At 67.4% G+C, this 20,553-nt stretch carries 14 protein-coding genes; 8 read left to right on the top strand and 6 right to left on the bottom strand.

The genetic code is table 11. The features are described from left to right. Positions 1–205: 205 nt before the first annotated feature. Positions 206–952: a hypothetical protein gene (locus DMB37_RS26500; protein ID WP_135234983.1), complete on the bottom strand. Its 747-nt coding sequence runs from the start codon at positions 950–952 to the stop codon at positions 206–208. 377 nt (positions 953–1,329) lie between these two features. Continuing rightward, the gene (locus DMB37_RS26495; RefSeq protein ID WP_135234982.1) at positions 1,330–4,803 is read right to left on the bottom strand and encodes an indolepyruvate ferredoxin oxidoreductase family protein; all 3,474 of its coding nucleotides are present in this window, start codon (positions 4,801–4,803) and stop codon (positions 1,330–1,332) included. 687 nt (positions 4,804–5,490) lie between these two features. On the opposite strand from DMB37_RS26495, the gene DMB37_RS26490 reads away from it, so the two are divergent. The 3 genes from DMB37_RS26490 to DMB37_RS26480 all read left to right on the top strand — a co-directional run bounded on the left by DMB37_RS26490 (position 5,491) and on the right by DMB37_RS26480 (position 9,913). Beyond that, positions 5,491–6,645 (top strand): lipase family protein, encoded by a 1,155-nt coding sequence (locus DMB37_RS26490; RefSeq protein ID WP_370465423.1) that lies wholly within the window; start codon positions 5,491–5,493, stop codon positions 6,643–6,645. Positions 6,646–7,057: 412 nt separating this feature from the next. Then, on the top strand, positions 7,058–9,022 hold the full coding sequence (locus DMB37_RS26485) for a hypothetical protein (RefSeq protein ID WP_135234980.1): 1,965 nt from the start codon (positions 7,058–7,060) through the stop codon (positions 9,020–9,022). A gap of 57 nt (positions 9,023–9,079) precedes the next feature. After that, on the top strand, positions 9,080–9,913 hold the full coding sequence (locus DMB37_RS26480) for a hypothetical protein (RefSeq protein WP_135234979.1): 834 nt from the start codon (positions 9,080–9,082) through the stop codon (positions 9,911–9,913). A gap of 61 nt (positions 9,914–9,974) precedes the next feature. On the opposite strand, the gene DMB37_RS26475 is transcribed toward DMB37_RS26480, so the two are convergent. Then, the gene (locus DMB37_RS26475) at positions 9,975–10,811 is read right to left on the bottom strand and encodes an SDR family oxidoreductase (RefSeq protein WP_135234978.1); all 837 of its coding nucleotides are present in this window, start codon (positions 10,809–10,811) and stop codon (positions 9,975–9,977) included. Then, positions 10,808–11,755: a patatin-like phospholipase family protein gene (locus DMB37_RS26470; RefSeq protein WP_135234977.1), complete on the bottom strand. Its 948-nt coding sequence runs from the start codon at positions 11,753–11,755 to the stop codon at positions 10,808–10,810. Before DMB37_RS26470 ends, DMB37_RS26475 begins: the two co-directional genes overlap by 4 nt. A 68-nt stretch (positions 11,756–11,823) precedes the next feature. Between DMB37_RS26470 and DMB37_RS26465 the strand changes: the two genes are divergently transcribed. After that, positions 11,824–12,450 (top strand): TetR/AcrR family transcriptional regulator, encoded by a 627-nt coding sequence (locus DMB37_RS26465; RefSeq protein WP_135234976.1) that lies wholly within the window; start codon positions 11,824–11,826, stop codon positions 12,448–12,450. Here the strand turns inward: DMB37_RS26465 and DMB37_RS26460 are convergent. Both DMB37_RS26460 and DMB37_RS40680 read right to left on the bottom strand, forming a co-directional pair. Beyond that, positions 12,440–12,985, bottom strand: coding sequence for a histidine phosphatase family protein (locus tag DMB37_RS26460; protein ID WP_135234975.1), 546 nt, complete (start codon positions 12,983–12,985; stop codon positions 12,440–12,442). The two genes, DMB37_RS26465 and DMB37_RS26460, sit on opposite strands and share 11 nt — an antisense overlap. A 50-nt stretch (positions 12,986–13,035) precedes the next feature. Then, positions 13,036–13,197: a hypothetical protein gene (locus tag DMB37_RS40680; RefSeq protein ID WP_167768940.1), complete on the bottom strand. Its 162-nt coding sequence runs from the start codon at positions 13,195–13,197 to the stop codon at positions 13,036–13,038. A 77-nt stretch (positions 13,198–13,274) separates the two neighbouring features. Here DMB37_RS40680 and DMB37_RS26455 point away from each other — a divergent pair, with 77 nt between their 5' ends. The 4 genes from DMB37_RS26455 (at position 13,275) to hpnE (ending at position 20,508) form a co-directional block, all read left to right on the top strand. Continuing rightward, positions 13,275–17,909 (top strand): ATP-dependent helicase, encoded by a 4,635-nt coding sequence (locus DMB37_RS26455; RefSeq protein ID WP_135234974.1) that lies wholly within the window; start codon positions 13,275–13,277, stop codon positions 17,907–17,909. A gap of 18 nt (positions 17,910–17,927) precedes the next feature. Beyond that, complete coding sequence (locus DMB37_RS26450) at positions 17,928–18,710, top strand: DNA-formamidopyrimidine glycosylase family protein (RefSeq protein WP_135234973.1); 783 nt, start codon at positions 17,928–17,930, stop codon at positions 18,708–18,710. A gap of 199 nt (positions 18,711–18,909) precedes the next feature. Beyond that, positions 18,910–19,092 (top strand): hypothetical protein, encoded by a 183-nt coding sequence (locus tag DMB37_RS26445; protein ID WP_107654341.1) that lies wholly within the window; start codon positions 18,910–18,912, stop codon positions 19,090–19,092. 54 nt (positions 19,093–19,146) lie between these two features. Beyond that, complete coding sequence (hpnE, locus tag DMB37_RS26440; RefSeq protein ID WP_135234972.1) at positions 19,147–20,508, top strand: hydroxysqualene dehydroxylase HpnE; 1,362 nt, start codon at positions 19,147–19,149, stop codon at positions 20,506–20,508. The last annotated feature ends 45 nt before the right edge of the window (positions 20,509–20,553 follow it).

The following is a 20,553-nucleotide window of genomic DNA, read 5'->3' as shown; positions in this document are numbered from 1 at the left end:
CTTCCGATTACGTTGCGCATCATAGGATTTCGGCTCGTCCGACGGTCGATTGTGCTCGAGGTCGTCGGTGCGCCCCCATCGTCGGAATGAGAATCCTTTCCCTGCCAGTAGGACATCGCGAAACAGTGTCCAAGGGTGGCCGGACCGTCCCTCAGGTGAGGTCAACCATCGGATCCGGCGGAATGGTGATGGCGGCAGGCCTCGTTCAGCTGCGCAGCACGGTCATCGGTGGGCGGGCGGCGTCGCGGCGCTCCGCCAGTTCGGCGCGGTTGCGCACGCCCAACGTGTTGTACAGCGCGCGGATACGCCGGTACATCGACCGCTCCGAAAGGTAGTTGTGCCTGGCGATCTCGGCGACGGTCATCGAGGTGCGCAGCATTCCCAGCAGCCGGGCATCGAATTCGTCCAGCTCGGCTCGGCGGTCCGGCATGCCCGACCGTGGTACCCGCCCGACGGCCTGGGTGACCGCACGCGCACGGGTGGGCTCCGGCCGCGGGCTGTTCGCAACCCGGTTCGGCACCGTGCCGAACACCGACGGGCTCGGCTTCTCAGTTCGGTCGAACAGATGCGCGCGGAGTATCTCGACCTGTCGTTCCACGGCTATCGCGATGTTGATCACGAAGTTGGCGCCGGCCCGGATCGCGAAATACGTTGCGTGACCGGTGACATCGTTGGTGACCGCGACGATCAGGCCCATGGCATGGGCCGCCCGGATCGACCGCAGGCTTTCGGCCTGATACTCGGTGTTGACCGGCAGCACGATCGGAGCGCCATCGACGTCCCGGCGCGCGGCGAGTTGGTCGTAGTCGGCGAACTCGAGCTGGAACGACGCGGCGAGCAACGTCCCGCACGGCCCGTTCGTCGGGTCCATGTATTCGCGCAGACTCGGATGGACGAACGCGTTGGACCTGGCCACTTCTTCGGTGTCCCGGCGCAGTTGCACAGCGTTCATTGAAACCCCCACTACTTCGATGGGTGCACCGCGCGGCGCACCTGATCCTGCATTCCGCACCCGGTGCGGTGCGGTCTCGTCGAGCCATGCCGGTCTGCCGATAAGGCCGCGGATCCCCTCCGAATCCCCGCCATGGTCTGCTACGGCCGCCGTTCCCGGGACCGCCGATCACTCCTGTCTTTGCTCGTTACCTTCCTTGGACGCGGCGAACGCCCGATCGGTTCCATTCCGGGCCAATACTTTTGCAACCCCGCACCACCTGCCCAAAAAAGAAGCGGCCCGCAACCAGAGGTTGCGGGCCGCTTCCCATGTGCCCGGGAGCGTGGCCTATACGCTCGACCAGGCGCGCGGTCTACTGCCCAGACCACGCCGTTGGGCTACACCTGCGGCGGCTCGATGCCGAGCTCGCGCAGGCTGTTTCGGTAGAGCTCCACGTTCGCGAGCTTGATGTCCTCGTAGCCACGGACGGTGTCGGCAAGGGCCGCGGCCTGGACCGCGCGGTCGTAGCCCGCCTCGTCGAGCGTGTCCGCGAGGGTCGTCACCATCTCGGTGTAGTGGGCGAGCAGGGTGCGCTCGACCCGGCGGACGTGGGCGTAGCCGAAGGGATCGAACTTGGTGCCGCGCAGCCGCTTTCCCTTGGCCAGCACCTTCAGCGTGAAGTGCCCGCGCGGCCCGATTCCGATCTTCTTCTTGCGGCCCATCGCCCGCAGCACCGGCGGGTGCAGCTTGTAGGTGAGGTTCGCGCCTTCGGGCAGCTGACCCGCGACCTCGTCCAGGAAGGCGGGGTCGGTGAGGCGGCGGGCCACCTCGTACTCGTCCTTGTAGGCGGTGAACTTGTACAGCCCCTTGGCCACCTCTTCGCTGAACTCGGTACGCCCGGTGACCCGCAGCTGCGCGTCCCAAATGTGTTGCACGGTACGCACATAGTCGCGGGCGACGCGGACGCCCTGGAAGCCGATCAGCTCCGCGGCACGCAGTTCGACGAGCCGCTTGGTCTCGCCCGTCGCGGTGAGGCCGTCGAAAAGATCTGCCGGGATCTGGATTTCGGCCTTCTTCGGCTGGGTACGGCCGACAGCCGCGGCAAAGTCGTCCGGGCGAGCGACCGCGACCCGGCCCCAGCGGAACGCCGCGATGTTGGCGTTCACCGCGACACCGTTGATCTCGATGGCCTCCTCGATCGCCGCCGCGGGCAGCCGCAGGCCGCCGAGCTGGTAGGCGGCGCCGACCATCAGGAAGTTGGCGGCGGCGGTATTGCCGAACAGCACCTCGGCGGCACCGAGCGCGTCGAAGGAGCGCACCTCACGCGAGGCCTGCTCGAGCCGGGTCAGCAGCGCGGGGGTCTCCGGGTACTGAACGGACTTGTCGTACACCATGTCCCCGGTCGGGGTCTTGCTGGTGGATGCGACCGACAGAGTGTGCGCCTTCGAGCCGTAGGCCAGATTCTTGTTGTCGGTGGCGGTGAGCAGGTCGAAGGCGACGATGCAGTCCGCCGAACCCGGGGTGAGCCGGTTCGCGGGCTCCAGTGCGCCGGTGGCGAACCGCAGGTGCGAGACGACCGGTCCGGCCTTCTGGCTCAGGCCGATCTGGTCCAGGCTCGCCACCTCGTAGCCCGCCCGCAGCGCGGCGGTGGCCAGCACCTGGTTCACCGTGACGATGCCGGTGCCGCCGATGCCCGCCAGGAAAACGTTCTGCGTAGTCGTCGGCGCGGACACCGGCAGATCGGGCAGTACCGGCGGCGCGGGGCGCTGCATCACCTTGCGCTTCTTGGCCTTTGCCGGATCCGGCAGTTCGACCGTGACGAAGGAAGGGCAGTCACCGTCCAGGCAGCTGTAGTCGGTGTTGCAGGAGGTCTGATCGATCCGGGTCTTGCGACCGAACTCGGTGTCCACCGGCTGGACCGACAGGCAGTTGCTCTTGACGCCGCAGTCACCGCAGCCCTCGCACACCGCCTCGTTGATGACGACCCGGGTCGTACGGACCGGCAGGGTGCCGCGCTTGCGCTGGCGGCGCGCGTCGGCGGCGCAATGCTGGTCGTAGATGAGCACGGTGACGCCCGGTACCTCACGCAGGGTGCGCTGGGCCTCGTCGAGCCGATCCCGGTGCCACAGCTTGGTGCCGGGGGCGAGATCGCGCTTGCGGTACTTCTTCGGCTCGTCGGCGCAGATGATGATCTGCGCGACGCCCTCGGTGGTGAGCTTGTGCGTCAGCTTCGGCACCGCGAGCGCGCCTTCGGCGTCCTGCGCACCGGTCATCGCGACGACGTCGTTGTAGAGCAACTTGTAGGTGATGTTCACCCCGGCCGCGACGCACGCCTGCACGGCGAGCTGCCCGGAGTGGAAATACGTTCCGTCACCGATGTTCTGGAACAGATGGGGCACATCGGTGAACGGCGCCTGGCCGATCCACTGCGCGCCCTCGCCACCCATCTGGGTGAGGCCGGTGACCTGACTGTCCTCCCGGCCCGACATGGTCACCATGGTGTGGCAGCCGATGCCGCCACCGGCCAGTGAACCCTCCGGCACCGCGGTGGAACGGTTGTGCGGGCACCCGCTGCAGAAGTAAGCGGCGCGCTTCGCGGGCAGCACCGCCAGCGACAGTGGCTGGGGCAGCGGCCGTTTCATCTCCAGGAACCCGTTGAGGGCCCGGCTGAGCGGTTTGGTGATCCGGCCGGTGGTGAGTTCACCGTCCTGGCTGAACAGCGGGCGACCGGCGGCGTCGCGCTTGCCGATGATCTCCGGCGCATCGGCCGTGCCGTAGAGGATCTCCCGGATCTGGGTCTCGATGAATGCGGTCTTGTCCTCGACGACCACCAGGCGAGTGAGACCCTTCGCGAACTGCCGAACACGTTCGGGCGCAATGGGAAACGGCATGCCGATCCGCAGCAGCCGGACACCCGCCCGCATCAGCGCGTCGTCGTCCACGCCGAGGTCGATCAGGGCCTGCCGGACGGCGTCGAAAGTCGTTCCGGTGGCCGCGATTCCGATGGTGGCGTGCGGCGGGTTCAGCTCGATGACGTCGAGGTCGTTGAGCGTGCTGTAGGCCTTGACCACTTCCCAGCGCGGGCCGTACAGGTCCGCCTCGGCGATCACGCTGTCCGTCGGCGCGGCCATCGGGCGCTGGAGGTAGCGGAAGGGCCTGCCCTCCCAGGTGATCTCGGGCACGATGATGTCGATGTCGCCCGCGTCGCCGTCGACCGACCAGGCGCCGTCGGCGACATCGGCCACGATCTTCAGCGCGACAAGGCAACCCGAGGCCCGCGACAGCGCGACGCCGTGCAGGCCCATTGTGATGATCTCGCGGGCGTTGCGCGGGAACAGGACCGGGATGTTCATGGCGGCCAGCGAGCGCTCGCTGACGGCGGGCACGGTCGAGGACTTCGAGGCCGGGTCGTCGCCGACCAGCAGCAACACTCCGCCGTTGGCGTTGGCCCCGTACATGTTCGCGTGCCGCAGCGCGTCCGTCGCGCGGTCCAGGCCGGGGCCCTTGCCGTACCAGACACCGACGACGCCGTCGTGCGTGGCGGCGCCCTTGGGCAGATCCGCCTGGCTCCCCCACACCGAGGTAGCGGCGAGTTCCTCGTTCAGGCCTGGGACAAACGAAATATCGTGCTCGGAAAGCACGTCGGGCATCCCGGCCAGCATCTTGTCCACGCCGCCGAGCGGACTGCCCTGATAGCCCGACACGAACGTGCCGACCCGGCGCCCGGCGCGCAGGTCGCGCACGTGCTGCTCCACCAATTGACGCGCGATCGCTTGGACCCCGGTGAGGACAACGGTGCCTGCGCCGACCCGGTAGCGGTCGGCAAGGTCATAAGGCGCCGGAATCAGATCGTGATCGGCGAGCTCGGTCATACATCCACCCGTCCGGTCGGCGCCGATCGGGCGCCTCCCTAGTTGAGCACTTGATGTCGATAGCCTGCCTTCGAAGCGCGAAATGAACAATAGGCGTCGATAAAGTTGAGCATACTGCGCAATTTCACGGCTTGTGAATGGGCACACACTATGCACGATGTGAGGTTTGCTGTGACCTCCACCACCGGTCGCCGAATCGGCGGGTTCCCGCGAACGGGACATGGCGGCGGCAAACATCGAGTGGCGGCCCCGTCATGTCCCGCTCGACGGACCATGCGGTACGCGCCAGGGACACCTAACGAGAGCGACCTGCTATTACAGGCGGTTCGACGCTTGCGCCAGGCAGTGATCTTGGTCAAATGCACAGGTAGCGCGTTGTGAATTGTCCAATATGCCGGACCCGGTTGCGCGCGACGGCACGCTTAGCGCTACGTTCGCTGCGGATGGTGCCGCCGACCGCGGCCGCCTGTAGTCGTTGAGCCGAAAGGTGGTGTGCCGGTCCGACCTTCGGTTCGGCTGTGGGTTATTGCTATCCGTCGGCCTGGCGAACGACGACGTTCGCCGCGCTTTCCCATGCAGTGGTGGTCCGTCCGAGTTGCCGAGGCGTTGTCGGGGTCGGCGAGTCGGTCACGGCCGAGTATTCGAAGGAAAACCGTGCACAGAGTCCCGTTCAGGATCGCGATCCTGTTGTTGAGCGTCGTCTCGGTCGGCCTGCTCGGCCTACCCGCCAACACCCAACCGCTCTATCCCACACCGGATCCGGATGTGTTCTACGCACCGCCGGCCGAGCTGGCGGCGCTGCGACCGGGCGACGTCGTCCGCGTCCGCAAGATCGACACCGGCCCCTACGTGGGCACCACGGGATGGCAGGTCGCGTTCCGGTCCACCAACTCGATGAACAAGCCGGTCATGGGAGTCACCACCGTCCTGCTGCCGAACGGCGTCAAGAACCCGCCGCTCGTGTCCTACCAGGCGCTGATCAATTCCCTTGGCACCCAGTGCAACCCGTCGCGGTCACTGTTCAACGGCGAACTCCAGGACGCCGTCGGCGCCATGCTGCCGATCGGTCGCGGCTGGGCGGTGTCGCTGCCCGACTACCTCGGCCCCACCTCCGCCTACGGCGCGGCCAGGCTCAGCGGCATGATGACGCTGGACAGCGTGCGGGCCGTGCAGAAGGTGGCCGAGCTCGGTCTCGGCGATTCGCCGGTCGCGCTGGCAGGCTACTCCGGTGGCGGCATGGCCACCGCCTGGGCCGCCGCACTACAGCCGACCTATGCCCCCGATCTGAAGCTCGCGGCCGCTGTCGCAGGCGGCATCCCCGCCGACCTCGAGGAGATGGCGCTGTCGCTCGGCTTCGCCCCGCACCCCGGCTTCGGCTTGGCCTTCGCCGCCGCCATGGGCCTCGAGCGGGAATACCCGGAGAAGCTGCCGATCTCGGACCAACTCAACGAAAACGGTCTCTGGTTCCGCGAATTCACCCACGACGCGTGCCGCAGGTTCCTGCTCTTCCACGGCGCCTTCCGCAACGCCGAGCAGATGGCCGCGTCGAAGAGCCTGATGGACAGCCCGGTAGCCCGAGAAGTCTTGCGCGAGAACAGCTTGCGCTACTTCGACGGCATCCCCACCGTGCCCACCTTCCTGTGGCAGGGCCGCTTCGACGAACTCACCTTCTACCCACCCGTCGCCGAGGTCGCCGACCGCTACTGCAAAGCAGGCGCCCCCGTCGATTTTCACACCTACGAGATCGCCGAACACATGACCACCGCCGTAGCCGGCTTCGCCGACGCCTGGAACTACGTGGAAGCCCGCTTCCGCGGTGACCCGGCCCCCACCAGCTGCTGACGTATTCCTAGCGACAGTGGGCCCCACCTCCCCTGAGGTGGGGCCCACTGTCGTTGTGTGGACTCGTTTTTCGCCACTACCTGCGTGTTCCGCCGAGTTCCGACTCGGGGGTTGACATCACAACAGATTTACGTGACGCTTTACTCAGCGCCATAGTTGCGCCTTCTCCCCGGGCTCTCCGGGAACCCCTTCACCCCAATTAATTTCGAACTGCGGTTCACCAGGTAGCTCCTGTAGCGCACCTTCACAGCCTCGACCCCGTTCCGGGTCGGGGCTTTTCGCGTTTCGGAGAGCGCTGACCGCAGCCGATGCCGGCCCCGAACCTGCCGACTTCGATGGGGTCGCTCAATCGACCAGTACATGAGGTGTTTGGCATGGCGATGTTCGCGTCACATTGCAGGACGGGCGGTGCGTGATGGATCTGTCCTGGGTTCGTGAACACGCTAGCTGGCTCACCGCGCTGATACCTGGACTCGATAGTGGATCGAAAGCCCCGGACGAGTCCGGCCGGGTCGTCGACTTCCACAGCATGACACCCGACAGCGCCGCGCGTGCCGTCGCGCGAATCTTCGACGTGCAGAGCATGATGAACGCCGTCCAGCAGCAGGTCTCCCCGAATTACGGTGTGCAGCAGGCAAAACCGATCGTCGATCCGCAGGCCTTCACGGATCTGGATGAACACGGCAACCGTATCCCCAAGCCGGGCACGGTAGCCAACCCGGAGGGGCCGCCACCGCCGACGCCAACCATTCCGGAAGTGGCGAGCCTACCTCCTGCGATCACGTCCGTCGATCCATCATTGACGCCGACAGATCCGCCGTATTACCAAGAGGGACCCCGGATTCTGCCGACCGTGCCCGAGCCGCGGCAGTACAGCTATGTCGATCCGGAGACCGGCGATGTCAAGCCGATGAACCTGCCGGTTCCCGAGAAAGACCCCCGCGTGCTGCAAACGCCCGGTGGAACCACAGCCGTCGACACCGGCGACGGCACCTCGATCGAGTCCCAGCCGGTCAATCCGAATTCGCCGAACGCCAACCTGTCTCGCCATCTCATCATCAACGGTCCCGACGGCAAACAGAACACTTACACGGCCATCTATGACAAGAACGGGAATCTTACCAGCATTCTCGACCCGGCCTCAGGTGCATACGTCAACTTTCGCTATCACAAAGGCGAGTTGGTCGTGACCGACACCGGAACGCTCGATCCGGGCCGCGCTATTGCAACCACCGACGAGGTGGAGAATTTCTTCGCTCTGGTCCTCCCTCCACTCAAGGGAGTTCGCCCGGTGATCCAGGGCGGCCGAGGTCTGTACAACCTCCTCAAGGACGAGCCCTCGGTCCTGGTGGTGCCACCGTCGGCGCCCCGCAATCCCAACACCAATCCCCCACTCACCATCAGACCGCCCTATCCCGATGTCCCCGAGATCCCCAGCCTCCCGGATAACCCTGATCTCCCCGTCATCCCAGGCGGTTCCGAGATCCCCGGCCTGCCGGACCAGCCCGAATTTCCTGAGATGCCAGGTGGTTCCGAGATCCCCAACCCGGGTGGTGACACCGGAGCACCGAGTACCGGCGCTCCCGTAATCGTCCCGATACCTTCCCCGTTGCCCGACACCAAACCACCAGGAGAGGTCCCCGGTCCGGGCGAATTCTTCCCGGTCGAGCCCGGAAACACCGACGGGCAAGGGGAATTCCCCGGACCCTCGACACCGGAGATCCAGGGCAATGAGAATGAACAGGCGGGCCCGAGCCTGCCGCGGGCTGACGGTACGCCTGAAGACGACTGGGCAGCATACGAAGAGGAACAGCGGCGGCACGAAGAGGAACAGCGCCGCCTGATCGAGCAGGAGCAGGGCGAGGCGTGGGGTGCACGGCCCGAGACCGAGACCGCACCCACGTGGCAATCACCTCCTCGTCGCACTCCGAACAGATGGGATGACATCCCCCGAACGAAGGAGAACGGCGATACCAATCCGGATTGGGACCGTGTTCCGCAAAGCGTCGACAGGCTCACCCAGAGCGATCTGGTGCATATCCTACGAGGCGATCCCAACAGGCCCGGCCAGGGCGGGCACGGCTTCGACAGCAAGATCGCAGGCAAAACTGTCTTTCCGAAGAGCTGGGGCGATCCAGAGGGCACGAACGATCTCAGTTTCCAAATCCCCGAGGCCGTTGAAGATATTGCACGAAATCCAGATTCCGAACCGACCTGGCAAGAGGACACGGAGACCTGGCTCGTAGAGGGTGTACGTCACGGTGTCCGAATCCACGTAATTGTCAACGAGACGGGACACATAATCACTGCTATACCCATAGATGGCCAAGGTGTCATGCGTAACGACGAAAATGGTGTACCCCAACCACTTCGATAGAATTTGACAGAGATGAATATCATCTGCTGTAGGTCAGCAAAGACGGAGGACTCCACGGTGGCCCGAAAAGGGATGGAATTGCATGATCGACTCGCTGACCTGTTGGACCGGCTGTCCGATCGAAGGCCCGCCCACCACCAAAAGTGGGATCGTGAGCTTCTCATGGGAGGCGAATGGGGCCTGCTCACCGAGGGGCTCGTCGCCGGACTTGTGAAGGGCCGCATACCGATCACTCCGGAAGAGTACGCCGCAATCTGCGAGGTCCTGTCGATTTTCAACCTTCCGGTTCGGCACGGCAAGTACGTCAACAATCGTGACGAAGCGATTGCAGGACTCGTCGTTCGGGAAGCTCTCCCTGTCGGTTCTCCCTTTGCGATTATCGCGGGTGGGCTTCCCGGTTTCGAGGCTTTCAGCACGGTCAGCGACGAGACCCTGCGCGAACTGGAATCGATCGAATATGAGCGCCCCAGCTTCCCGGCACGATCGTTCGATTGGCTGCTGCTGCCGTGGGCGAACGGCGTCCTGGACATGGAGATCAACGCCACCCGCTCGCCAGACGCATGGAACGCCAGGAAGATCGGCGACCTCACCTACCTGCTGGGAATCCGTGACGCAATCGAAAGCCTGCTGCCGGAGTTGAGCGACGGCATTCGTCCAGCAGTGGATAGTTGGCTCGCCGAATACGATCGCCTCTACACCTCGTTCACCGTGGACAACACCGACCGCTGGGTCGCCTGGAAAGGACGGCGCGTCAAAGACGGACTGAACTGGTGGTGGTACCGCATCCCGCCCAGCGGGCCGGTGGCTGAGGAACACCGCGCCTACATCGCGGGATTCGAAGAATGGCAACGGAAGCGGGCCGCTGAGACGGCGACGAAAGAAGGCGACTGAGTCAAGGATGATGGTGGCCCCGGAGTTGTACTCCGGGGCCACTTTTCGTGCGTGGTCGAACTCAGCTGATGGAGCGGACCTGCTCTTCGTATGCGGCGCGGGTCTTTTCGTCGGCGGGGTGTAGGGCGCGGTCGCCGTCGAAGAGGCGGCGGACGAGGCGGACGGCGCGTTCGGGGGCGGCGGCCAGGGCCAGGTCGATGGGGGCGAGGTAGTTGGGGACGGCTACCTCGGCTTTGCGGGTGGTGACGGTGCGCGCGATGGCGGCGGCGACGTCTTCGGGGTCGACGGTGGGCATGCCGTGACCGAGGGTGAGGCCGGCGGAGAGGCGGGTGCGCACGGCCGACGGCATGACGCAGCTGACGCTGACGCCCTGCGGGGCGAACTCCAAACGTGTTGCGGCGGAGAGGCCTACGGCGGCGAACTTGCTCGCGTTGTAGACGGCGAGGCCCGCGACGGGGATCTTGCCCGCCAGTGAGGCCACGTTGACGATGTGGCCGTGGCCGCGCTCGATCATGCCGGGGGCGACGGCGCGCATGCCGTGGATGAGACCCCAGACATTGATGTCGATGGTGGCCTGGCCGACCACGTCCGGCTCGTCGAGGAACGGGCCGGCCGGCATGACTCCGGCATTGTTGACCAGGATGTCGACGCGACCGAGGTCGGCGATCACCTTGTCCCACTGGCCGCGTGAGCGCACGTCGAGCTCGTACGCCTGCGCGCCGATCGCGGCCGCGGCGGTTTCGGCGGCGACGGTGTCGACGTCGGCGATCATCACCTCGGATCCCTTGGCAGCGAACAGTTCCGCGGTGGACTGACCGATGCCGCGGCCGGCGCCGGTGACAAGGACGCGGGCGCCCTTCAGGTCGAAGTCGGGGTAACCGTGACCGAGAATTCTCATACGAAGGCTCCTTGTTCGAGCGCACGGCGGGTGCGGCGCAGGGTGTGCTGGAAGGTGTCGATACGGCGGCGGCCGTCCATGAAGTTGGGGCCCATCACCGCGAGATCGTCGGCGGTGGCGTCGAGGCGCAGCACCTTGGTTCCGCTCGCTTGCAGCTGGGCGATCTCGGCATCGAGCTTCGCGCTCATCCGGTTTCGTAGCTGCCGTTCGAAGAAGTGCCCGGCACTGGTCGCGGGAAGTTTCCCGCTCGAGGCCATCGGGGCGAGCACGACGACCTCGTCCAGCTGCTGCGGAATCAGCAGGTCCACCGAGGCCGTCGAACCCGCACCACCGTCGATGAAGCGACGGCCGGCGATGGGTACCGGCGGCAACCAGCCGGGCACCGCCCACGACGCGCGCAACGCCGCACCGAGCGGCGCGATCGGTGCGACGGGTGCACCGAACGGAACCCGTTCTCCCGTCGCGTAATCCATGCTCACCAACCAGGTCGCCGGATGCGGGACCCAGGAACGGCCGGGATTCAGCCGCTCGGCGAGCTGCTGCAACCAGCTCGCGTCACCCCCACCGACCGGCAGCAGGCCGCTACCCGCGGTGAGCAGTGCCTGACCGGAGCCGTTGCGGCGCAGCGGAAGTCGCGCCGAGCCCAATCGCAGGCGGGGCATCGGCGGAAACCGCCCTGGACCTGACCGCATGTGCGCCAACAGAATCGGATTCGTGGAGGTGCCCTCCTGCATGGCGACCAGCTCATCCACCGAGACGCCGCTGCCGAGCATGGTCACGTACTCCGCACCCGCGGAGGTCCCGATCAGCACATCGGCCGCACGGGGATCCCAGTCGAGCGCGTCCCGGACCGCGGCCAGCGCCGCGACGATCCAGGCCGCGCCGAGCGTGCCACCACAGCCGATGGCCAGGCCGCGGCGTTGCGACCCGTTGTTGTTACCCATGGTTCTAGACACTAGCAGAACTCAAATACCAGCGGTATCCGAAATCCAACGGTACGTAGAATCACGGCATGGCACGTCTGACCCGGTCCGAGAGCCAGGCCCGCACCCGCGCTGACCTGATCGCCACGGCACGCGACCTCTTCCTGGCCGACGGCTACGCCAGCACCAGTTTGGAGCGGGTGGCCGAGGAGGCCGGCTACTCCAAGGGCGCGGTCTACTCGAACTTCCGCACCAAGAAGGAGCTCGGCCTCGAGGTGATCGAGCTCATCCACGCGACCAAGTTCGCCGAGGTGACCGAGCTGCTCGCAGCGGGTGACAGCTTCGAGAAACAGCTCGAGCGGTTTCAGGAGTGGGCCGAGCGGACCGTCGGCGATGTCGGCTGGACCATGCTCGAATTCGAGTTCGCGACTGTCTCTCGCGACGACCCCGCATTGCAGGCGGCGCTGGTGTCGAGCCTCGGTGTGGTGCGCGGCGCGGTGGCGGCACAGGTGCAGATGCTGGCCGACACAATGGGGATCGAACTGCCGGTGCCCGCCGAGGATGCCGCGACGGGGATTCTGAGCATGGGCATCGGCCTCGGCATGCAGCGCGCCATCGATCCGTCGATTCCAGCCAGGCTGATCACCGATGCCGTCCGGCTGCTCGTCACGCTCGGCGCGGGACCACTCGCCGCGAAGAGCGGGGTCACGCCGTGAAGTGCAGGGTCCATTCGCCGCGATAGTGCAGTCGGGTGACGCTGCCCGGCGGGATGTCGATCCGCCAGAAGGATTTCGGTGGTGCGTCCAGGGTCACCAGCAGGGCCGCGCGAATGACAGCGGGATGGGTGACGGCGATGGTCGACTCCCCCTCCGACGCGATCTCGGCCATCCAATACCTGGTCCGCTCGATCACATCCACCACGGATTCACCGCCGTGGCCGCGGAACATCGGGTCGGTGAGCCAGGCGTAGAGCTCGTCCTGGGGCACCGACATCAGCGCCCCGCCACGCCACGCCCCCGCATCGAGGTCACGTAGTCGGGTGTCCTCATCGCCGGGCAGCCCTAACAGCGCCGCCGTCTCGACCGTCCGGCGCTCGGGTCCGGTGAGCACCCGCGGCGCGGCGAGCGGAGTGCACCCGGTGATGGCCCGGCGACCCGCTTCGGTCAGCGATTCGTCGACTGGAAAACGTGCCTTCCGCATCGCCTCGGTCATGCCATGGCTGACCAGGTCGAGTCTGAGCACCTTTTGCACGCGAGAAGCGTACGGCTATGCGCATGTGGCCGTTCCGCCTCTCCAGGAATTCACGCCAGATTGGAGCGTTGTTCGGCGTTCGCAGGGCTTCCGGCCAGGTGCCTGTGCTCGCCGACCTGCGGGTATCCCGGCCGATTCAGGCGCAGCACTCGGGCCTTGGCGGCCTCCACGGTCAGCGCCGTCGTAGGCAGCTTGTGATCCCGACGAGTCACGCCAGTGCTCACAGCCCAGGTCGCCGCGCGATCGACGACCCTGGCTTGCTTGTCGTGCCTCGGTGCACACTGAAACCATGGCTCAGTTCTCCCCCGCTACCCAAGAGTGGTTCGACGGTGCGTTCCCCGCGCCGACGGCCGCTCAGCTGGGGGCGTGGGCGGCGATCGCGGCGGGCGAGCACACCCTGGTGATCGCGCCTACCGGGTCCGGCAAGACGTTGTCGGCGTTCCTGTGGGCGATCGATCAGCTGGCCACTCGGGAGCAGACGACCGAGCGGGCGGGCACCTCGGTGCTGTATGTGTCGCCGCTCAAGGCGCTTGCGGTGGATGTGGAGCGCAATCTGCGGGCGCCACTGGTGGGTGTGACGCAAACCGCGAAACGGCTCGGACTGGATCCGCCTGCGATCACGGTGGGCGTCCGATCCGGGGATACCAGCGCCTCCGATCGCCGCGCGATGCAGCGCACACCGCCGGACATTCTGATCACCACGCCCGAGTCGCTGTTCCTCATGCTCACCTCCGCGGCCAAAGAGACGCTGCGGAATGTCGGCACGGTGATCGTGGACGAGGTGCACGCGATCGCCGGGTCCAAGCGTGGCTCGCATCTGGCGCTGTCGCTGGCGCGGATGGATCTGCTCACTGAACGACCCGCGCAACGGATCGGCTTGTCGGCCACGGTGCGCCCACCGGACGAGGTCGGCCGGTTCCTGGTCGGCAACGCCCCGATCACCATCGTCTCGCCACCCGCGCCGAAGACCTTCGACCTCTCCGTCCGGGTGCCGGTGGCCGATATGACCGAACCCGGTGACTCCGATCAGCCCGGCTCGATCTGGCCGCACGTGGACGAGGCCATCGTGGATCTGGTGCTGGAACACCAGTCCTCGATCGTCTTCGCGAATTCGCGCAGGCTCGCCGAGCGGCTGACCGCGCGGCTCAACGAAACCTATGCGGCACGGCTCGGCGAGCCGGTGGAGACCGAACACAAGCCGCCTGCCCAGCTCGGGGCGTCGACCGAGGTGGTCCATGGTGCGAGTCCGCTGCTCGCCAGGGCACACCACGGCTCGGTGAGCAAGGAGCAGCGCGCGCTCATCGAGGACGATCTGAAGAGCGGGCGGCTGCGCTGCGTCGTCGCGACCAGCAGCCTAGAACTCGGAATCGATATGGGCGCGGTCGATCTGGTGGTGCAGGTGGAGGCGCCGCCCTCGGTCGCGAGCGGATTGCAGCGGATCGGGCGGGCCGGACATCAGGTCGGCGAGATCTCGCGCGGCGTGCTGTTCCCGAAGCACCGCACCGATGTCATCCACTGCGCGGTGGCCTCGCAGCGGATGACCGCCGGGCAGATCGAGTCGATCCAGATCCCGGCACACCCCCTGGACATCCTGGCGCAGCAGACCGTGGCCGCGTGCGCGCTGGAACCGATCGACGTCGACGCCTGGTTCGATATCGTCCGCGGCACCGGCAGTTACGCGTCGCTGCCTCGCTCGGCCTACGAGTCGGTGCTCGATCTGCTGGCCGGACGGTATCCGTCGGACGAGTTCGCCGAGCTGCGACCGCGACTGGTGTGGGATCGGGACGCGGGCACGCTCACCGGCCGCCCCGGCGCGCAGCGGCTCGCGGTGACCTCGGGCGGCGCGATCCCGGACCGCGGCCTGTTCGCGGTCTACATGGTCGGCGAAAAGGCCTCGCGGGTGGGCGAACTCGACGAGGAGATGGTCTACGAGTCGCGGGTCGGTGACGTGTTCGCGCTGGGCGCGACGAGCTGGCGGATCGAGGAGATCACCTTCGACCGGGTACTGGTGACACCCGCGTTCGGGCAGCCGGGGCGGCTGCCGTTCTGGCACGGCGACGGCTTGGGCCGCCCCGCCGAACTCGGCGGGGCACTCGGTGAGTTCGTGCGCAAGGTCGGCCAGCACCCGGAGAACCTGGACAAGCTCACCGCGGCCGCCGGACTGGACGCCTTCGCGACCGCGAACCTCGGCGCCCTGCTCGACGAGCAACGCACCGCGACCGGCCATCTCCCCACCGATAAAACGCTGGTGGTGGAGCGGTTCCGGGACGAGTTGGGCGATTGGCGGCTGGTGCTGCACTCGCCGTACGGGCTGCCGGTGCACGCGCCGTGGGCATTGGCGATCGGGGCGCGGCTGCGCGAACGGTTCGGCGTGGACGCCGCACCGAACGCCTCCGACGACGGCATCGTGGTGCGGTTGCCGGACACCACCGACGACCCACCCGGCGCCGAACTGTTCGTCTTCGAGCCCGACGAGATCGACGACATCGTCACCGAACAGGTCGGCGGCTCTTCGCTGTTCGCCTCCCGCTTCCGCGAGTGCGCCGCGCGGGCGCTGCTGCTGCCGCGCCGCGATCCGGGCAAGCGGGCCCCGCTGTGGCAGCAGCGGCAACGGTCGGCGCAGCTGCTCGACGTCGCGCGCAAGTTTCCCGACTTCCCGATCCTGCTGGAGACGGTGCGCGAATGTTTGCGCGACGTCTACGATTTGCCGTCGCTGCGTGACCTGCTCGGCCGGGTAGCGCGCCGCCAACTGCGGCTGGTCGAGGTGGAGACGGCGACACCCTCGCCGTTCGCGAACGCCTTGCTGTTCGACTACATCGGCCAGTTCATGTACGACGGCGACAGCCCGCTGGCCGAACGCCGCGCCGCCGCACTGTCGCTCGACTCGAGCCTGCTCGCCGAACTGCTCGGCCGGGTGGAACTGCGCGAACTGCTGGACGCCGCGGTGCTCGACCAGACCGAGCGGGAACTGCAGCGGCTCACCCCGGAACGGCACGCCCGCGATGCCGAGGGGCTGGCCGACCTACTGCGCCTGCTCGGCCCGCTCACCGCCGACGAGGCCGCCGAACGCTGCACCGACGATCCGGCGCCATGGTTCGCCGAACTGGTGAAAGCCCGCCGCGCCCTGGAGGTTTCGTTCGCGAGCCGCAGCTGGTGGGTGGCCGTCGAGGACGCCTCCCGGCTGCGCGACGCGCTGGGTGTGCCGCTGCCGATCGGCACGCCCGCCGCCTTCATCGAGCCGGTCGTCGATCCGCTCGGCGATCTGGTGGGCCGGTTCGCCCGCACGCACGGTCCGTTCAGCACCGAGGCGGTGGCCGCCCGCTTCGGCCTCGGCACCGCCGTCGTCGCCACCGCGCTGCACCGGCTGATCACCGAAAAGCGCATCGTGGAGGGCGAATTCACGCCCGGCGCGGCAGGCTCGGAATGGTGCGACGCGCAGGTGCTCCGCCGGTTGCGCCGCCGCTCCCTGGCCGCCGCAAGGCACGAGGTCGAACCGGTATCGACGGCCACCTTCGGCCGCTTCCTCCCGTCCTGGCAGCATATCGGCACCGGCGAACTGCGCGGCGTCGACGGCGTCGCCACCGTGGTGGAACAGCTTGCGGGCGTGCCGATCCCGGCCTCGGCCTGGGAGTCGCTCGTGCTGCCCGCCCGGGTCCGCGACTACTCCCCCGCCATGCTCGACGAACTGATGGCCACCGGCGAGGTGATCTGGTCCGGCCACGGGTCGATCACCGCCAAGGACGGCTGGGTCGCCCTTCACCTGACCGACCAGGCCCCGTTCACGCTGGCACCGCCCGACGACATCGAACTGTCCGAGGTGCAACTCCGGCTGCTCACGGCACTCGGTGCATCCCTCGTACCGTGGACCCCGCCGGCCGAGTCGCCGGAGCCGGTACCGCTGGACCCGCCGAATTCCGGTGCGGCGGCCATGGAAGACACGGCGAGCGGACCGAAGTCGGCTTCGAACCCGAAACTCGCCCCGGTGCCACAGGGCGGCGGCGCCTATTTCTTCCGGCAACTCTCCGATGCCACGGGTTTGCTCGACGACACTCAGGCGGCGTCCGCACTGTGGGAATTGGTCTGGGCCGGGATGGTTTCCGGCGATACGTTCGCGCCGGTGCGCGCCATGCTGTCGGGCACCACGCGGACCAGTACCGCCCATCGAACCCCACGCCGGGCACCACGCGGGCGAGCCTATCTGCCGCGCCCGAGCATGCCGACGCGGTCCGGGCCGCCCGCGGTGGCGGGGCGCTGGTCGCTGCTGCCGGAGCGGGTGTCCGACAACACGGTCCGGGCCCACGCGACGGCGGACATGCTGCTGGAGCGGTACGGCGTGCTGACCCGCGGCTCGGTGCAGAACGAGGGCGTGCCCGGTGGTTTCGCGCTGATGTATCGGGTGCTCACCGAGTTCGAGGACCGAGGCCGGTGCCGCCGTGGGTATTTCATCGACTCACTCGGCGGCGCCCAGTTCTCCACCACGGATGTGGTGGATCGGCTGCGATCGTTCGACAACGAGCGCAGTCGTCCCGGTGACACCCGACCGCAGACCGGAAAAGCACTCGCACTGGCGGCCTCCGACCCTGCCAATCCCTATGGCGCCGCGCTGACCTGGCCGAAGGGTGACGGTGACGGCGGACATCGACCCGGTCGCAAGGCCGGTGCGCTGGTCGTTCTCGTCGACGGCGAGCTGGTGCTCTACCTCGAGCGCGGCGGCAAGACCTTGCTCACCTTCACCGAGGACCCGAACGCCCGCCAGTCTGCCGCCCAAGCCCTGGCCGACCTCGTGCACACGCGCCGCGTCGACTCCCTGGTCATCGACCGGGTGGACGGGGAAACCGTGCACGGCAACACCTTCGCGGGCTTCCTCAGCGAATCGGGCTTCTCCGCCACCCCGCGCGGCCTCCGCCTGCGGAGCCGCCCATGACGCAACCCGGGATGCGGCATGCCCGAAGGTGACACCGTCTACCTGGCCGCGGCGCGCCTGCGGGCGGCACTGGAGGGGAAGACGCTGACCGGCAGCGACTTCCGCGTGCCGCGCTATGCGACCGTCGACCTGCGGGACCAGGTGGTGGAGAGCGTCGGCAGCTACGGCAAGCACCTGTTCATCCGGACGCCGACCGTGAGCATCCACACCCATCTCAAGATGGAGGGCACCTGGCGGATCTTCCACTGCGGGCAGCGCTGGACGAAGCCACGGGTGACGGCGCGGTTGGTGCTGCGCACGGCCGAGGTCGAGGCCGTCGGATTCTCCCTCGGCAAGGTAGAGGTGGTGCGGGTCGGCGACGAACACCGGATCATCGACCACCTCGGTCCCGACCTGCTCGGGCCGGATTGGGACGTGGCCGAGGCGGTGCGACGGCTGGAACGCTATCCGGACCAACCGATCGGCGTTGCGCTGCTGGACCAGCGGAACCTGGCCGGCATCGGCAATGTCTTCCGCAGCGAGATCTGCTTCCTGCGCCGCGTCCATCCGGTGACCCCGGTCTCCGACGTACCCGACCTGCTCGCGCTGGTGCACGAGGCACACCGCGTGCTGACCGAGGCGGTGCGGAAACCACCGCGGCGTGAACTGATCTACGGTCGCACCCACCGCCCGTGCCAACGGTGTGGCACACCCATCGCCAGGGCGCTGCTCGGCGATCCCGCGCCCGCGTCGGACCGGATCGCCTACCGCGAACGCGGCATCTACTTCTGCCCCAGCTGCCAGCCGGTCCCCGGCAGTTAGGTTCCGGCGCGGAAAGTCCGTCACCGGACCAAGCCGATTGGTTCGCCGCACCGAATCAACTGTGCAATCCGACGATGCGCTCGGCGTGCCCACCGGCTATCACCCGCCGACCACTGTAATTTGCCACTCAGTTGCTAATGATCGGCGCGCTCGGCACGACTATCTCCGTGGCAGTCACGACACAGCACAGGAGCAGGCCATGACGACGGTATCGAGATCGAGCAGACGGCCGCTGCTCGCGATCGCCTCGCGCCTCTTCTTCGCCGCGCTGGCGACCCTGGCCACCGCGCTGTTCAGTTACCTTCTGCTCCATCCGAGTTCACCCACCGATACGCCGCGGGCGCCGCACCCGCCGATCTCCTCGGTGTCGCCGCGCCCTTGACGAAGTGACCGCATCCACTTAACTTACAAGCTGTAAGTTAATGAGGAGTGCGGCATGAACGATCCACGGCAGTACGTGGTCATCGGCGGCGGACTGGCCGGACTCGCGGCCGCGGTCTGGCTGGCCCAGGCGGGCAAGAACGTCACCCTGCTGGAACGGCGGGGCCGGCTCGGCGGCCGCACCCACGCCATGAAGGTCGACGCGGTGGACGACCCGCCGGACAACGGCCAGCACGTGATCGCCAGCGGCTACGACCACCTGTTCCGCTATCTCACCAGCATCGGCACCCGGCAGTACGTCGCCTTCCCGGAGCGGGCCACGCTGCGCTGGCCCGACGGCCGCAGCGCCACCATGAGCACCAAGGGGTTCGGCGCACTGCGCACCCTCTCCGGCGCGCACCCCGATGCCGGCCTACTCGAACGGGCCCGCGCCACCGTCGCCACCCTCCGGCTCGGCTGGCAATGCCTGCACCAGCCCGCCGACCTGCCCGACCTGACCACCGAGCAGTGGTTCAACCGTATCGGCATGCCCGCGAAAGCCCGTGAGGCCCTGTGGGATTGGCTGGCGCTCGGGGTCGCCGCCGAACCGGTGCAGCAGGAATCGGCGAAGGTGCTCGCCGATGTGATGGCCACCGGCATCCGCCTCGGCATCAAGCACCGGCGCCCGGCCACCATCGGCTACCCCACCACCGACCTGGACACACTCTTCATCACCGGTGCGCTGAAAGTCTTTGCGCGACACGGGGTCGAGGTCAAGCATCGCGCGGTGGCCCGGCGCATCAACATCGCCGACGGCCGCGTCACCGGGGTGGCGCTTGCCGACGGCACCACCGTCCCGGCGGACGCGGTGGTCTGCGCCGTGCCCAACTCCAACATCAATGGCCTGCTCGATGACCTGCCGGAACACGCCGAACTCTATTCTGCCGCAGACAAATTGGGCTACACCCCGATCGTCAGCACCAACCTGTATCTGGACCGCCCGCTGGGCACCACGGCCGAGTTCGAGGCGCTGATCGGCGGCACCGGCGTGATCGACGAGGTCTTCGACCGCCAGCGGATGACCGGTCGCCCCACCGATCAGGCCTGGCTGTACTGCCTGACCACCAGCGGCGCCTACGAACAGATCCACAAGACCAACGAGGAGATCCTCGCCGAGCAGCTCGAGCTCTTGCGCCGCTACTATCCCGCTGCCGAAGAGGCGAAAGTTGTTCAGGGACACGTTGTTCGGATGCCGAAGGCGACCTTCTCCCAGGTGGTCGGCACGCACGCGCTGCGACCCGAGCAACGCACCTCGGTGCCGACCCTGGTACTCGCGGGCGACTGGACCGCCACCGACTGGTCGGCGACCATGGAAAGCGCAGTACAGAGCGCGGCAAAGGCGGTCGATCTACTGCTTGCGCTACCGTCGGTGCGGTGAGCACGGATCGCGCCACGTCCGACTACGTCGCCAAGCGCCGGGCGG

Source organism: Nocardia sp. CS682 (genome assembly GCF_004634405.1).
Taxonomy (GTDB): domain Bacteria; phylum Actinomycetota; class Actinomycetes; order Mycobacteriales; family Mycobacteriaceae; genus Nocardia; species Nocardia ninae.
Note: the sequence above shows the minus strand (reverse complement) of the source record. Positions and strands in the feature narration are given on the sequence as shown.

Bases quoted from the DNA above. Each gene is read 5' to 3' on its own strand.
- DMB37_RS26500 (WP_135234983.1), bottom strand. From the start codon at position 952: ATGAACGCTGTGCAACTGCGCCGGGACACCGAAGAAGTGGCCAGGTCC.
- DMB37_RS26495 (WP_135234982.1), bottom strand. From the start codon at position 4,803: ATGACCGAGCTCGCCGATCACGATCTGATTCCGGCGCCTTATGACCTT.
- DMB37_RS26475 (WP_135234978.1), bottom strand. From the start codon at position 10,811: ATGAGAATTCTCGGTCACGGTTACCCCGACTTCGACCTGAAGGGCGCC.
- DMB37_RS26470 (WP_135234977.1), bottom strand. From the start codon at position 11,755: ATGGGTAACAACAACGGGTCGCAACGCCGCGGCCTGGCCATCGGCTGT.
- DMB37_RS26465 (WP_135234976.1), top strand. From the start codon at position 11,824: ATGGCACGTCTGACCCGGTCCGAGAGCCAGGCCCGCACCCGCGCTGAC.
- DMB37_RS26455 (WP_135234974.1), top strand. From the start codon at position 13,275: ATGGCTCAGTTCTCCCCCGCTACCCAAGAGTGGTTCGACGGTGCGTTC.
- DMB37_RS26450 (WP_135234973.1), top strand. From the start codon at position 17,928: ATGCCCGAAGGTGACACCGTCTACCTGGCCGCGGCGCGCCTGCGGGCG.
- DMB37_RS26445 (WP_107654341.1), top strand. From the start codon at position 18,910: ATGACGACGGTATCGAGATCGAGCAGACGGCCGCTGCTCGCGATCGCC.
- hpnE (WP_135234972.1), top strand. From the start codon at position 19,147: ATGAACGATCCACGGCAGTACGTGGTCATCGGCGGCGGACTGGCCGGA.